We start from the raw sequence: 15,010 nt of genomic DNA on the forward strand, positions 1-15,010 counted from the left end.
GCTGCATCAAGCGGTACATCGTGCGCGAAATATACCGCGCCCTGTGCGCCCCAGCGGCCCGGGCACCCGCCGCTTGACAAACATAGGAGCATCAACGCACCGATGGAGAACTTCTTCCACACGCTCAAGGTCGAGCGGGTTCATCACCGCGTCTACGCCACACGGGACGAAGCGCGCCGGGATCTATTCGCCTCCTGGAGGGATTCTACAATGCACGCCGCCTGCATTCCGCGATAGGCTATAGATCACCGGCCGACATGGAGCGCATGGTGGCCTCACCCCGTCAACTTTTTCGGGGTGGGATCAATCGTCGACATAACTGCGTGTCAATCCCGGAGACAATATGGAGAGCGGAATCGGCTGCGTTCTGCCATGCTCAAGCGGCTTCTCAGTTGATTTCAGACCACTGACAATCTGTCACAAATATCTGTCACAAAAATTCCAAATTCACCCCTTGCACATCGCACGTGACAAGAGTACGCCGCACGCATGATCGCGGGATGGAGCAGTCCGGTAGCTCGTCAGGCTCATAACCTGAAGGTCGTTGGTTCAAATCCAACTCCCGCAACCAATTTTCCAAAATATATCAGATACTTAAAACCCGAGTGGTTCACTTGTGTAAGAGCATGCGCGTTTTACCTCAACGCCACCTCAACGTTTTGCGAGTCCCCCCTGAAAAGCGAGGGATTCCGTGTGTGTAGCCTCAACGAAATCCCTCTGGCGTCAGCGGACGGCCATGACACCCATCACGGACACTATGATCAGCGCGATGCCCCAGCCTTCCCGCACGCTGATCCGCTCGCCGAAAAACAACACCGAGGCGAAGAGCGAGAAGATCACCTCCACCTGACCGACAGCAAAGACCATCGCCGCATTCTCCAGCGTGAAGGCGGTGAACCAGCAAAGGCTTCCGGCCATGCCGGTCAGACCGATCCAGACGGCGGTACGCCGCGCCGCGATCACCCGTCCAACCTGCCCCGGATCGTGCCACATTAGCCACAGCGACAGCGCGAGGGTCTGCATCACGGTCACGATCGCCAGGGACAGGCCTGCGCGCAACAGCGGGTCGGCGCTCTCGATCGCGAGGGTTGCACCGCGATAGCCGACTGCCGAGAGAGCGAAGAATGCCCCCGAGCCCAACCCAAGCCGCACGGTACGGCCACGCAGATGCCGCCATCCCCGCCCCTCCAAGCCGGGCGTCTCGGACAGGACGAGCACGCCCAGGAATCCCAGCAGGATCGCGCCCATCCCGACCGCCGAAATCCGGTCGCCGAGGATCAACAGCCCCACGAGCGCAGTCTGGACGACCTCGGTTTTTTTCAGGGTTATTCCGACAGCAAAATTGCGCTCTGCGAACAGCGCCACGACGCACCATGTTGCCAGGATCTGCGATAGCCCGCCGATCACGGCATAGACCCAGAAGATCGGGGCATGACCCGGCACTGCCACACCTTTCACGGCCAGATAGACCAGCGTGAGCACCATGATGAAGGGCATTGAGTAGACAAACCGCGCGAGCGTCGCGCCGCCCGCACTGAGCGCGCCCATGCTGAGATGCTTTTGCAGCATGAACCGCAAGGTCTGAAACGCCGCCGCAGCGATCGACAGGATGATCCATGGCTCCATGCTCTCTCATGCCGCGGAATGAACGGCTTGGCCAGCGAGACCGTTGCTCGCAGGTCCCAAGGGCGACGAAGACCACAAACACGGGTCCTGTACAGCCGACTGCAGTTCTGTCCGGCACTTCCACCAGTGGGCAGGACGGCGGCGAACTTCTGAACCACAGCATGATATTATCGGCCCCAAACCGCCTTTGGGATCATTGCAACCGGCGGCAGTCAGCCCAAACTCGACGTTCGTAGAGAAACCCCCTCCAACGTTCATCGTGCGCCGAAGGGCGGATTCCGCACTTTCTCTGCAAGTGCGGAAGTGCTTGCTACCATCAATGGAAGCGCACGTTCACCCGCCAAAATTAATCCGGCCACTGTGAAACATTCACGCGCCATAATTCACCACGGTCGGATTTTTGCTTGGGTTGGTGGATTTCGTGGTTTGCATGACCTTCATGCGCAATCGGAGTTTCTGCCCCTGGACTGGCGGCCGGGCATTTGCTCGTTCGAAGTCTATGGCGTGGATTTTCGGCCCCTCTGACTTGCCCGAACGCGTTCGGCGGCAATTGGCGCCAATCTGGCGTGACCAAAGGATGGCGATTTCAATTATCTTACGAAACCTGGTTACAAAGTCATTGATCCGGATCAATGCGTGGATGGCGATCGTCTGCCAAGCATCGGCAGCCAATCAATGAACGCAGTGAAGAAGGAGTTGTTATGAAACAGTTCACCAAACCGGCGCTGGTCCTGACCACGTTTTTGGCTATTAGCTTTGCAGCCGGGTCTGCGACATCCCATGAAACTGGAAGACAAGGATCGATGGCCATGACGCCGATGCACGGCATGGGCAAGGGTGAGGTCGATGGACAGGGCTCCATGCATGGCTCTGGTATGAGGGGTGGCTCCGGTATGATGCGTGGCTCAAGCATGATGGGTGGCTCCGGCATGATGGGTGGTCCAGGCATGATGGGAAGCATGCTCGGTAGCTTCGATGATGACAACGATGGAAAAGTGTCGCCGGACGAAATGCGCGAAGGTCTTACCGCCCGCCTGCAAGAGTTCGACAGCGATGGCGACGGCACCATGAACCTCGAGGAATTCGAAGCTTTCCATGCCGCGATGATCCGCAACATGGTCGTGGACCATTTCCAGGCTTTGGACGAAGACGGTGATGGCCAGATCACTGGTGACGAGATGACCGCACCAGCTGACCGGATGGAGCGTTTTCAGCAAATGCAACAACGCCGGCGTGACAATCACATGCAGGATGGTCAGCAGCGTGGTATGGGCAACGACCGGATGATGAACGACAACTGACAAACCGGTCACCTGAAAATCCGATTGCGGGCCGCCAAGAGGCGGTCCGCTGTTTTTTGGAGAAATACCATGAGCTACACGATCAACCGGACAATCACCGGAGCCGTTCTAGACGATGTCGAGATGCGGACCAGAACAGCGTTGTCAGACCACGGGTTCGGCGTGCTGACGGAAATTGACGTCCAGAGCACTCTTCAGAAGAAGCTCGGAGTCAATATAGATGGTTATCGTATTCTGGGCGCCTGCAATCCCGAGATGGCCCATGAGGCCATGAAGATCGAGCCGAAGGTTGGGGCGATGCTGCCATGCAACGTGATCCTGCGCGAAGTCTCGGATGGCGTGTGCATCAGCGCGATCGATCCCGTTGCCTCGATGGAGGCGATCGACAACGACGACCTCAAAGACGTGGCGCGCGATGTGCGAGAAATGCTTGCGCAGGTAGTCAAAGAAATCTGACGCAGTCGCGCGCAAATCCCGAATCTACCGGCCATCCGGGAAACCTGCCCGCATGTAAGTTATGATCTCCCAGATCTGAGACCGTGACAGGGTATGTCTGAAGGCCGGCATGTCCGTGCCGAAGTCGGCTCCTCCCTCGGAGATTGCCCATAACAGATACTCGTCAGCCGCCATGGGCGACTGCACTAAAGAGTTCAAGATGGCCGGCGATGGCGCGAGGCTGCGCGCAACCTCGCCGTCGCCCAAGCCACTCCGCCCGTGGCAGGACGAACAGTTCTGTCGGTAGAGGGTTGATCCCGATCTGAGAGTGCCCGCCTTCGGCCTTAGTGGGTTTCGTGCACCTTGGTAAGCGCTCGGGACACCTTCGTTCATGTAGGTCCAGTGGCGTATGGCGCGCTGGCGTTGGCCAACATGCATTTCTTGCCATTGCCAGCCATGATGTCCCATCGGTCCAGATCCCATATGGCCCGGTCCCCACCGGTCGGGAGAGTGACGCGCTCGTTCCTGGTCGCAGCCGGCGATTGTCACTGAACCGGCGGCCAGCATTGCCAGCAAAGCAATCCTTTTCAGAGTTCGATACATTTCGCCTCCCTTAGACAAACCTCTCCTGTCTGAATTGAAATCTCCCAATGCATAATCACTTGTCTTGATGGTGCTCTTTTTTGCAGCTTGTGGCAATGAACGATACTTACGAGGAAGGTGGGCAGAAATATCTGAGCAGTCACGGTTTTACGATGCGGCTCGCGGCGCCACGCTGCATATGGCGACGACCATGATCTCCGCGGCTGCCTCCTTGAGAGGCTTTCCAACGCGGATCACCCCGCTTGGAACGTGAGACGGCTGCGCAAGTTCCACGGAGGCACCCGTTCAAGACGGGCATTGTCGTCCGGGTCGCCACCCCGAGGGGAAACGACCATCCGGATGGGGCGGGCGGCGACCACGATGGCCGATGCGGGAAATGCGAGGTCGCGAAACGTCAGGCCGTCGCAGGTGCCTCGCCGGCGAGGTCGTCGAGGATGGGAAAGTCCGGGCGGTCGTCGCCGTGACACCGGGCGACGAGAGTCTGCACTGTGCCACGCATCGCCTCGAGCTCTTCGATCTTGCGGGCGATGCGCGTGAGATGCTCGGTGGCCAACTGCTTGACGTCCGCGCTCGCTCGGTCGCGATCGTCGTAGGGCGACAGCAGGGCGCGGCACTCCTCAATCGAGAAGCCGAGCGACCGCGCCCGTGCAAGAAAGGCCAGCTTGTGGGCGTCGCGCTCCGAGAAGTCGCGATAGCAGTTCTCACCCCGCGCGGGCCGAACGAGGCCGATGTCCTCATAATAGCGGATCGTCTTGGATCGAAGACCGCTGGAATCCGACACTTCGCCGATGTTCATTAAGACTCTCCGTCCAGAATCTTCCTCGACGTCTCAAATTCCTCTTTCGTGATTTCGCCCTTGGCGAACCGCTCACGCAGGAGCCCATGTGCGCGATCATCCTGTTTCTCTCCGGGCCGGGTGGCATCCGAACCGAGCAGGCGAACGACCAGAACAACCGCTCCAACGAGCAGCGCGAAGAACAAAAGCATCATGATCGGTCCGTAGAACCAGCCACCTCCTCCCATCATCCCGTGGTGGTCGAAGTATCGACCGTCGCCGGGCGCGGCCTGAACCATGACAGCCGGCCACAGGACGAGGCTGATCGCTGACGGGATCATCAGGGCGTGTCGTCTCAGTCGCATGCCAATTCCTCCTATGTTTCGTCATTCATGATTAGGGCCTCCAGCCATTGGAAGGTCAAGGTGCGATTCACCGGTTGATCTTCCAGTGGCTGGAGGCTTTATGTAGCCTAGCGCAAGGCGGAACTCTAGAAGGTTCCCGAACGCGGGGATTGCTCGATGTATTCGAGCCCCTTTAATGCGGCGTGCACTGGCCGACTTCGTCTGGACAGCTAAGCGGGCGATTGCGCCCGAGCGAGTGTAAAGGCGTCAACGGAACGGCAGGAAAGTCCGCAATGTTGCCAATCGCCCCTCGAAAGTGCTGCACGATGCACGAATGGCCGGTCTGGTGAAGCGGCGGCGCGGCATCGGACACATTGGCCAGCGGCGGCTGTGGTCTGGGCATGTCACTAACGGAGATCACAGTTTGCAAGTTTGCACCGTCCGTCATCTGCGCGTAGCTGCCGCTCGGACAGCCCGGCCCGCTCAGCCTTCCTGACAGAAACTATCAGATGACGACAGACAGCCCGAAGCGGAAGCATCGCGACCGGCGCAAGAGTGCGAAAGCTGACCTTGGCCGCGTGTGCCGCAAACTGGTAGGTTGCGGGACGAAGCGGACCGTCGCAAGAGCCGGATGGTTCGCGACTTCACTGACGCGATCTCGGCAAGTCGTGACAGAAACTATGCTCTCGTTGCGTGTGAGAAATGCGAACGCAATTCACAAGAACGGTCGTTGGCTTCAGGGTATTCTTATCCGACCGGTGGAAATCTGGACAGCAGAGCCGACAATCCGGACCTCGGTGAGCTCATCGTCATGCATCACGGCACTCGCCTGGATTTCTGAACGGCGCCCCATTTCAACGCCCTGCGTGACTTGGATGCGTGGGTCCGGGCGCGCATTGTAGTAGCCATGACGCGCGAGAAGACCGACAAAGTTCACGACGGCTGATCCGGTTGCCGGATCCTCTGGCGTCCCGCCGGCGGGCGAGAACATCCTTGCACCGAACTGATGCTCTGCCTCAGCCACGAACAGCCACGCGCTGATCGTGCCCGCGTGTTCGTTCAGTTTGTCCCAATCAGCTCCTGCCGGCCTAGCCCGCCCGAGTGCGGCACGCGTTGCAACAGGAACCAGAAGATAGGACGGCCCGGCCTGCCAGACTTCGGGTGCTTTCACGATCGGGTTGCCGATATCGCCGGGTTCGAGCCCGAGGGCTCGCGCAGTCAGCTCAATATCGTCTACTTCGCAGCTTCGCGCCGGTAGAAGCGGGGCGGTGAATTCCGCCGACAATCTGCCACTGGTCATTCGTACGATAACAGGAACGGGACCGGCGTTCTCTTCAAGGGTCATTTCGACCTTGGCATCGCTCGACGTTCCGACCAATCCCGAAAGATGGATCGCACAGCCTATGGTCGGGTGACCGGCGAAAGGTATCTCCGCTTTCGGAAAAAAGATGCGCACCTTCGCTTTGTTCGCTGGATTGTCGGGCCTCATGACAAAGATCGTCTCGGAAAGATTGAGCTCACGCGCTATCGCCTGCATCTGCGACGTCGTAAGGCCTTCTGCCTGCGGCACGATCGCAAGAGGGTTTCCCAAGAACGGAGTTTCGGTGAAGACATCGTAGGTAGTCAATTCGAGCACTGCAAAGTTCCTTTTCGAGACCTTGGGGACAGAGCCATCGCCACTGAAACGGCTTCCGATGTATGTAACTGGTTTGCTAGGTTTGTAAGCATTTCACTCGTGGCGATACTCTCTGCCAGCTTATCGAATGTTGGGAAGGCGGAACCGTTCCTTCCCCAGCTTCTCCGCGCCGTTCTGCTGGTAGGAGCTGGATCGTCGGCAGAAGCTGTGGGCCGTCGTCTGGCCACGTCGCCGGAGGATCATTCCCTAGTCACCATATCGAAGCCTTCGTCAAGCCAGCCGGTGATCCCGCCGACCATGATTTTCACCGGACGGCCCAGTTCCGCCAGCCGCAGCGCCCCGCGCGCAGCCCCGTTGCAGTGAGGTCCGGCGCAATAGGTGACGAACAGCGTGTCCTCCGGCCAAGCATTCATCTTCGATCCCGTTATCTTGCCATGCGGCAAAAGGACGGCTCCCGGGATGTGGCCAGCGGCGTAGAGCGAAGAGCTGCGAACATCCAGAAGGACAAAGTCAGGGTCCTTGGACAGAGCGTCATGCACGTCCCAGCAATCGGTCTCGAACGTGAACTCAGCGGCGAAATGCTGCCTTGCGTCATCACTGGAGGCGGCGGGCATTGCAGTCACGGAAGAGGGCATGAGCATATCCTTTCTCAATCGTCGAAAGAATATGGCCAGGCGACGACTTTCGTGGCAATTGGCAGGAATGACAATGTCCGGAAAGATCATGCCAAACGTATCTACTCTCCCGCCAACCAAGGGGCCACTGGTTTCCGCTCTTCTTTATGACGGCCTTTGCACGTTCGAGTTTGGCATCGTGGCTGAGGTGTTCGGGCTGGACCGGCCCGAGATGGGACCGGCTTGGTATCGCTTCGCCAGCTGCGCGATCGACCCGGGACCTCTGCGCGCGCACGGCGGTTTCACCCTGACGCCCGACCATGGGCCGGACCTGCTGGACGAAGCCGACATTATCATTGTGCCGGGGTGGAAGGACGCAGCTGCGGAAGTGCCTGAGGCGTTGTTGGACCGACTTCGCGCCGCGCATGCCCGAGGCGCAAGGTTGGCGTCGATCTGCTCTGGCGCCTTCGTTTTAGCAGCCACCGGCCTGCTGGATGGTGCAACGGCCGCGACCCACTGGCGTTATGCCAGCGCGTTGCAGAACCGCTTTCCAAAGGTCAAAGTCGACGCCGCATCCCTTTACCGCAGCCACAACAGGATCTTTACATCAGCAGGAAGCGCGGCTGGCATCGACCTTTTGATCGAGATCGTTAAGCAGGATTTTGGCGCGGAAGCCGCCAACTCCGTGGCCCGCCGACTAGTCGTGCCAGCTCACCGCACCGGCGGACAGGCCCAGTTCCTCGAACGGCCCGTGCCCGTCCATCAGGGAGGCCAGATTGCACCGCTTCTCGACCACATGCGTGAGACACTCGCTGAGGATTGGCCGCTCGAACGGATGGCGCGAGACTGCGCCATGAGCCTGCGGACGTTCTTACGCCGCTTCAAGAATGCTACCGGCATGACACCCGGCGTCTGGCTGATGACGGAGCGTGTCGAGGCTGCGAAGGCACTGTTGTGTGGAGGCCAGCTCGGCATCGATGCGATCTCGACGGCCGTTGGGTTCGGCTCCGCGCACGCATTGCGTCACCACTTCCGCAGGCGGACAGGACTGCCGCCGTCCGCCTTCCGGCAGCAATTCCTGCCTACACAGGCGCCGCTATAAGCAAATGATCGTTGCGGGCTCTCACCCGGTCTTCGCCGCACGCTATACGAAAGCCCGTTTGTTGAAGCAAACTGTCAGATGACGGCAACCAGCCCGAAGCGGACCCACAGACCTTGGCGCGAAACTGCGATCTTGCCGTTATTCGGCAGGCCACTTGGTGAATGTCAGCTTAAAGGGGGTTGATTTTTTGACAAGTGTATTGAAAGCTACAAAAGGCCGTCCAAGTGAAACGATTTTCTTGTGGCCAGGCTCTGCTAGCGGAAGTTGGAATTTCGGAAATAACATTTGCGAACGAGCATTAATTGTTTCGCTTCGTACTTAAGGGAATTTGGGAGGGGGATAGACATGGCACTTCAGCCAAACGTTTCATATAGCGGCAACGTAGGTATCTCAAGCGATGCCACAAGCGGATCAGCTACCGACGGCGGTACAATAGAAGTCCTAGTTCCCGAAGGTTCTACAATACTCCAAGCCTTTCTGTATGCCACGACCTACACAACGGAACAGGACATTTCCGTAACGCTCAGCGGCACCGATAGTTCGGCGGTCGTTGATAATTTTGTTAGCCTGGGAGAGAATGTAGTAGATTCGAGCGGATTTGCACTTACAGCCTATCGAACTGATGTGACTGACCTAGTCGGACAAGTAGTCGGTGACGGCGATAGCGAACGATTTGTTTTTGAAGCGAGCCAGCTATCCGGTACGTCAATTGATGGCTTTGCTCTAGTAGTAATTTATGAGAACCCCGAACTAGATGTCGGCACTGTTGCCATACTAGACGGCTTCAGTGATACGAATGGTGACAGCTTTTCAATTGAATTCGACGAAGCCATCACCGATCCCGACGCCGAAGAGTTTCGAGCGCAACTATCTCTGGGAATCGGCTATGGCTCACAACCTTCATCGCAGAGTTCGGTGATCACTGTGAATGGGGAACTTCTAACGACATCTGCGGGAGGTCAGGATGATGGCGTGAATCAGAACGGGGGACTGATAACAATTGGCGGTCTTGACGATGATCCAGGGAATCCGGATCCTAATGGCGGGCCTAATGTTCAGGCGACCTTCGATGATGAACTTTATGACCTCACGCAATTTGTAAACATTGGCGACACTTCAGTTGAAGTTACTACGAACAACCCTTCTAATGACGACAATATATTTTTTGCGGCCTTAATCACAAACCCTCCGACGCGCGTAGTCACTAATGCACCGTCGGTTTCGGCTGACAGCTATGAAGCTGCTTTTGAAACACGGATTGTCGTGGCGGTGCAAGAAGGCGTCTTGGCAAACGATACTGATGATGGACTTATCGTCGGCGCAATCCTAGAGACCGACGTTCCTGCAACAGATGGAACCCTCGAACTCGCAGCAGATGGCTCCTTCGTGTTCACTCCAGCAGACGGGTTCGAAGGTGAAACTAGTTTCACTTATCGAGCGCAAGATGATGATGGGCTATTTTCATTTCCGCAGACTGCAACGATTACAGTGCAGGAAGGTGTCGAGTTTGATCAGTTCGAATTCAACGTTCACACGGGTATGCAGCTTGCCGCTGCCGCTTATGCTCTCTATCAGGTCGATAGCGAGGATAAAACAGGTGAAAAAGTAGTCAGCTCTCTCGAAGGACCCAGCAATGGCGTGCAGGATTACCATGGTGAACAACTGGCGCTCTTGGGCTTGGGCTTGGGCGAAGATAACAGACAGGAAACTTCTTTACGCAGACTATCGGATCAAGAAGTTGAAGAGTTTGGAAATGGCTTGCTCACAGATGTCGGACTTTACCTAAGTGCACCAACAGAGTTTCAGCCGCAAGGACAGGGGGCAGCGCTTGTTACGCGGACGGATGACGCACTGATTATCTCGTTTCGTGGTACGAACGACAATGTTGATGGAGGGAAAGACGAGATCCAGGGCGTAGCAGCATCCAAAGTCTTCAATGGCGTTAGTAAGATGGTTAGAACGTATGATAACGTCCTTGATCTTCGCTCCGATACTGCATCGTTCAAGGTTTTGAAAACAATAGAGAAGGTAGCCGACGTAGCTTCAGATATCGCATACAGTGACTACGATTCGCCGGACGTCCGTGATTGGTTTGCCCTCCGGTCTCACTGGGGGCTATTTGACGACCTTGTCGCTGCCCTACCTGACTTTCTCTCAGCGAACCCAGAAATTGATAAAATTCACCTGACCGGCCACAGCCTCGGCGCCGCGATGGTTCAGAACTTCTTGGTTGATTATTACGGAGAGGTAAAGGACGCAGGCATGGCTGAGCTGGTCGGTTTAGGTCTTGAGATCGACGCTTATGCCTTCGCGCCCCCCGGGTACACCGCAGGCTTATCCCGCGAGGAAATTCCTAACTTGACCAATGTCATCTTTGACAAGGACGCAATTCAGACAGCGAATTATTTTACTAAGACGGCCGGGACCGACATCGTTCTTAACACCATCATCGCAGATGGTTATTTTGGAGATTCTGCTTCACTTGGAAAAGATCTTCATAAGCCTGAAAGCTATTTGAAGGCAACAGAATTTCTTTTAGAATTCGAGCGTAGTTCTGGTGTCGAAATTGCCGTGGCGAGCGATCGGGACAATGATCTAGATATTCTACTTTCTCTTGAGTATACTGCAGATCACTTCGAAATCGCGAACGGAAAAACAATCCTCTATCCAACAGACTTTTCCACTCTAACCTCCGACATTGTCCTGGGCACATCTGGCGAAGACAAAATAGTGGCGGCTACGGTATTTGGGTCGGGATCACTTTCCGGAGCGCCGGAACTAATAGCAGCCCTAGAGGGTGACGATATGATCTTTTTGCCGATCACTAGAAGTGGAGTGGGACAATCTTCCGATGCTATTTTATTCCGAAAGGGCGACGGAATCGATACGATTCAGAATTTTGACACGTCCGGATCTGACGCAGATTACCTCTATTTGGTTGGATACACTTCGGAAATTCTTGAGGACAACGTCGAACACGATGGATTCGTTTTTGGACTTTTTGGAGCAAAAACTACGATCCATCTCGGTAGTGGTGATGCGATCGTTCTTGACGGCGTCAATGAAACTGAATGGACGCGCATGGTTGAAAACAATCTTGTTCAATTCTTCGATGAACCTGACACATTCATGCTATAAATGCCAGCAGTCAGATGATCTGTAAATGAACCGGACAATTTGTGGCATACCCCTCGCTCAGACTGTTAACTGATTTCCAAACAGCGTTTTTCTTGAAGTTGTGTTGAAGAACGCTCCAAAACCGCGCGCACAGCGTCAACGCGCGTTGCCCGCTACACAGGGGTGTGTGCTGGTTGTGATCACCGCATACAGGGCCCGTACAGCAGGTCTGCGGTGCCAATAGCTCAGTTCATCTGGTTTGTGTTTGCTGAACGGCTTGGGCTCCGGACGTTTCTTTCGCTTCGGGCGTGGCTTGGGTTTGGTCGGACCAGGGATTGGCAGGGGAGCTGGCTTTTATCGGCGGCAACGTTTGACGAACTCGCTCACAACCATACCTAAGATCACGTAGGTTGGGGTGATGCCGGGTCAACTGTGCTGTCCTGCGCGATAAAAATTGCCCCCTTGTGACTGTGGGGTGAGCATCGCGTCAGATCAATTACTTAGCCTAGCCAGACCCCTCGGGCAGAACCGCCAAGGTTCTGGAAGGTTTGTGGCCCGCACTTTGGAAGCTGCCATCTATCTGAGAGTCACAGAGGGTGGCAAGGTCCCCACACGACCCCGCTCCCGCGACCCAGCCAAGTCCGCTCCGCGCAGCTTACCACTTTTGATCACGGCGCGAACGGCAGGTCTGTCCGCACTGCTGCCGGTTGGCCGTGCTTAGATGATGCGACGGCAGCGAACGTCAGCTTCTGCGCGGCGGCATAGCAGCATGAAACGCCGCCAGAACCCATCAAACAGCTAAGTTTGCAAAGGTCGCTCCCTGCGCATTACTGCCGCTCGAGACCGGCATGGCGAACGACCCCCTGTCGCTCCATCCAGCGGAACTGATGCCGAATGGTCGGCGGCTACTCCCTCTCCGGGGCTTCGATAGGCGTTTTCAGCGCGCCTCAAGCCTCTTGTCGCCGGCATCATGCCCCACGAGCCACTCATCAAGCTTTGACCAGCGCCGCCGCCCCGAGACATTCTTCACGGCGATCGCGACCGCCTTCTTCTGGCCGACAAGAACGACCAGTTTCTTGCCGCGTGTGACGCCGGTATAGATCAGGTTGCGCTGCAGCATGGCGTAATGCTGGGTCATGACGGGGATGACCACGGCAGGGTATTCCGAGCCTTGGCTCTTGTGAATCGTGGCGGCATAGGCCGGCACGAGGGTATCGAGTTCGCCGAATACGAAGGTCACTGTCCGCCCGTCGAAATCCACAGCCACCTCGCCCTCGTCGAGATCGACATCGTCTATCATGCCGATGTCGCCGTTATAGATGTCCTTGTCGTAGTCGTTCTCGATCTGCATGACCTTGTCCCCGGGCGCGAAGGTCCAGCCGAACCGTTCGACCTTCTTCTCTCCCGCAGGATTCAACGCGGCCTGAAGCTCGATGTTGAGCGAGCGTGCCCCGACGCCACCACGGTTCATCGGACATAGAACCTGGATGTCCTTGATGGGATCAAAGCCGAAGCGGCGCGGGATGCGTTTGGAGACGAGCTCCACGATCCGAGGCACGGCCTGTTCCGGGTCAGTGGCTGGCACGAAGTAGAAATCCGCCTCGCCATCAGGCGGCGCAAGATCCGGTATACGACCGGCATTGATGGCATGCGCCGTGGTGATGATCTTGCTCTGCGCCGCCTGCCGAAAGACCTCGGTGAGCTGAATCACAGGCACGGCGCCAGAGCCGATCACGTCGGCCAGGACCTGACCCGGACCGACCGAGGGCAACTGATCGATGTCGCCGACGATCAGCAGTGCCGCCGCGTTGGGCACGGCCTTCATCAGCGATTGCATCAACAGCACGTCGACCATTGAGCTTTCGTCAACGACCAGCAGATCGCAGTCGAGCGGATTGTCGTCATTGCGCTTGAAGCCGAACGCTTTCGGGTCGAACTCGAGCAGCCGGTGGATGGTCTTCGCCTCCATACCCGTGGCTTCGAACATCCGCTTGGCCGCCCGGCCGGTGGGTGCGCAGAGCAGGAGTTTCACATGCTTGGCCGCAAGGATGCGCAGGATGGAATTGACGATCGTCGTCTTGCCCACACCGGGACCGCCGGTGATCACAATGATCTTCGACTTCAGCGCCAGCCGGAGGGCCTCGACTTGGCTGGGGGCAAGCGTCAGATCCGTCTTCTGCTCGATCCAGGGTAACGCCTTGTCGGCATCGATCTCGGGCCAGGGCAGAGGGCCGGAGCGCACCCTCTGCAGATGCTCAGCGATGCCCCGCTCGGCCAGATAGAGCCCGGTCAGGAAAACGCAGTCTTCATCGGCCACCCGGTCCGCCGTGACCGTCTCCTCGGCCAGCTCCTCCTGCAAGGCGCTCTCGATCAGCGCCGCGGGCACCTCGAGAAGCTTTTCTGCAAGCCCGATCAACTCTGCCCGGGGCAGGCCGCAATGGCCATTGCCCATCGCCTCTGTCAGGGCGAAGGAGATCCCCGCGCGCACCCGGATCATGGCGGTTTTCTCGATGCCGAGCTTCTCCGCGATCAAGTCGGCTGTTCGGAACCCGATACCGCGGATGTCCTTTGCCAACCGGTAAGGGTTTTCGCTCATCACCTGAACGGCATCGGTGCCGTAGGTCTTGAAGATGCGCACCGCGCGCGCCGTGCCGACACCGTGTTCGTGCAGGAATACCATGATTTCGCGGATGACCTTCTGATCGGCCCAGCCCGAAGTGATCTTGTCAGCCCTCTTCGGGCCGATCCCCTCGACATCGCGCAGGCGCTCGGGCGTAGCCTCGATGATGTCGAAGACGTGCTTGCCGAACATCGTCACCAGCCGCTTCGCATAGACCGGCCCGATGCCGCGGATCATGCCCGAGCCCAGGTATTTCTCGATGCCGTCAACTGTCGAGGGCGCCGAGGTCTTCAGGAAGTGCGCCTTGAACTGCAGCCCGTGGTTGCGATCATTGAGCCAGACGCCCGAGGCCGTGACCCATTCTCCGGCCGAGATCATGGCCGCGTGGCCGATCGTGGTCACCAGATCCCTATGCCCCCGGGCCTTCACCCTCAGCACACAGAAGCCGTTCTCCGCGTTGTGGAAGGTGACCCGCTCCACCAGACCCGCCAGAACCTCGGTCGTGCTGTCGGACTGTGGTTTCATGGGCCGCGCTTTCCGCCCCGCGAATGCCCACCAAGAGCCTGTATGGAGAACTGGTGGCTTTCAGCAGCATCCACGCCACGCTGTCGGCAGTGTGTCCCCCGGATCGCGCGCGTGTCGCTATCGGTCGCCCTGGCGACGCACGTGATCGTCTGCGCGGTCACCGGCAGCGGGACAAAGAGCATGCAGAGGATCATGACAGGTCGCAGCAACATCACATCCGTGTCGGGACAAGAGGAATGGCGGCGCGCGCCATGCATCTTTTCTCATGTTGATGGAGGTTGGTCGAGTCGCGAAAGGAAACCTGAGCCTTCC

General features: G+C 57.6%; 12 protein-coding genes, 1 tRNA gene and 1 pseudogene. 6 read left to right on the plus strand and 8 right to left on the minus strand.

The window, feature by feature from the left end:
• Positions 1-93: 93 nt before the first annotated feature.
• Together V8324_RS09855 and V8324_RS09860 are read left to right on the plus strand one after the other, a co-directional pair.
• Positions 94-275, plus strand: a pseudogene (locus V8324_RS09855) (IS3 family transposase); the annotation flags it as partial.
• Between the two features lie 219 nt (positions 276-494).
• Positions 495-571: transfer RNA gene (locus tag V8324_RS09860), tRNA-Met, on the plus strand.
• A 152-nt stretch (positions 572-723) separates the two neighbouring features.
• Here the strand turns inward: V8324_RS09860 and V8324_RS09865 are convergent.
• Together V8324_RS09865 and V8324_RS09870 are read right to left on the minus strand one after the other, a co-directional pair.
• Positions 724-1,626, minus strand: coding sequence for an EamA family transporter (locus V8324_RS09865; protein WP_336419764.1), 903 nt, complete (start codon positions 1,624-1,626; stop codon positions 724-726).
• Positions 1,627-1,995: 369 nt separating this feature from the next.
• Positions 1,996-2,298 carry a hypothetical protein gene (locus tag V8324_RS09870; RefSeq protein WP_336419765.1) on the minus strand — a complete coding sequence of 101 codons (303 nt, stop codon included), beginning with the start codon at positions 2,296-2,298 and terminating at the stop codon, positions 1,996-1,998.
• A 29-nt stretch (positions 2,299-2,327) separates the two neighbouring features.
• Between V8324_RS09870 and V8324_RS09875 the strand changes: the two genes are divergently transcribed.
• Together V8324_RS09875 and V8324_RS09880 are read left to right on the plus strand one after the other, a co-directional pair.
• A complete protein-coding gene (locus tag V8324_RS09875) occupies positions 2,328-2,927 on the plus strand; it encodes an EF-hand domain-containing protein (RefSeq protein WP_336419766.1) in 600 nt (199 codons plus the stop codon).
• A gap of 69 nt (positions 2,928-2,996) precedes the next feature.
• On the plus strand, positions 2,997-3,383 hold the full coding sequence (locus V8324_RS09880; RefSeq protein ID WP_336419767.1) for a DUF302 domain-containing protein: 387 nt from the start codon (positions 2,997-2,999) through the stop codon (positions 3,381-3,383).
• A gap of 24 nt (positions 3,384-3,407) precedes the next feature.
• Here the strand turns inward: V8324_RS09880 and V8324_RS22370 are convergent, their stop codons facing one another.
• From V8324_RS22370 to V8324_RS09900, 5 genes are all read right to left on the minus strand, one after another.
• Positions 3,408-3,965, minus strand: coding sequence for a c-type cytochrome (locus V8324_RS22370; protein ID WP_442970510.1), 558 nt, complete (start codon positions 3,963-3,965; stop codon positions 3,408-3,410).
• A gap of 394 nt (positions 3,966-4,359) precedes the next feature.
• The gene (cueR, locus tag V8324_RS09885; protein WP_336419768.1) at positions 4,360-4,761 is read right to left on the minus strand and encodes a Cu(I)-responsive transcriptional regulator; all 402 of its coding nucleotides are present in this window, start codon (positions 4,759-4,761) and stop codon (positions 4,360-4,362) included.
• Positions 4,761-5,105: an SHOCT domain-containing protein gene (locus V8324_RS09890; protein ID WP_336419769.1), complete on the minus strand. Its 345-nt coding sequence runs from the start codon at positions 5,103-5,105 to the stop codon at positions 4,761-4,763. The genes cueR and V8324_RS09890 overlap by 1 nt, the downstream gene beginning before the upstream one ends.
• A gap of 715 nt (positions 5,106-5,820) precedes the next feature.
• Positions 5,821-6,720 (minus strand): PhzF family phenazine biosynthesis protein, encoded by a 900-nt coding sequence (locus V8324_RS09895; protein WP_336419770.1) that lies wholly within the window; start codon positions 6,718-6,720, stop codon positions 5,821-5,823.
• A 239-nt stretch (positions 6,721-6,959) separates the two neighbouring features.
• Positions 6,960-7,355, minus strand: coding sequence for a rhodanese-like domain-containing protein (locus V8324_RS09900; RefSeq protein WP_336419771.1), 396 nt, complete (start codon positions 7,353-7,355; stop codon positions 6,960-6,962).
• On the opposite strand from V8324_RS09900, the gene ftrA reads away from it, so the two are divergent.
• Positions 7,354-8,436 (plus strand): transcriptional regulator FtrA, encoded by a 1,083-nt coding sequence (gene ftrA / locus V8324_RS09905; protein WP_336419772.1) that lies wholly within the window; start codon positions 7,354-7,356, stop codon positions 8,434-8,436. The two genes, V8324_RS09900 and ftrA, sit on opposite strands and share 2 nt — an antisense overlap.
• A 345-nt stretch (positions 8,437-8,781) precedes the next feature.
• Positions 8,782-11,574: an Ig-like domain-containing protein gene (locus V8324_RS09910; RefSeq protein WP_336419773.1), complete on the plus strand. Its 2,793-nt coding sequence runs from the start codon at positions 8,782-8,784 to the stop codon at positions 11,572-11,574.
• Between the two features lie 916 nt (positions 11,575-12,490).
• Here the strand turns inward: V8324_RS09910 and recD2 are convergent.
• Positions 12,491-14,698, minus strand: a complete 2,208-nt coding sequence (recD2, locus tag V8324_RS09915) for an SF1B family DNA helicase RecD2 (protein ID WP_336419774.1) — start codon at positions 14,696-14,698, stop codon at positions 12,491-12,493.
• Positions 14,699-15,010: the final 312 nt, after the last annotated feature.

The organism is Roseovarius sp. D22-M7 (assembly GCF_037083785.1).
In the GTDB taxonomy this organism is placed as follows: domain Bacteria; phylum Pseudomonadota; class Alphaproteobacteria; order Rhodobacterales; family Rhodobacteraceae; genus Roseovarius.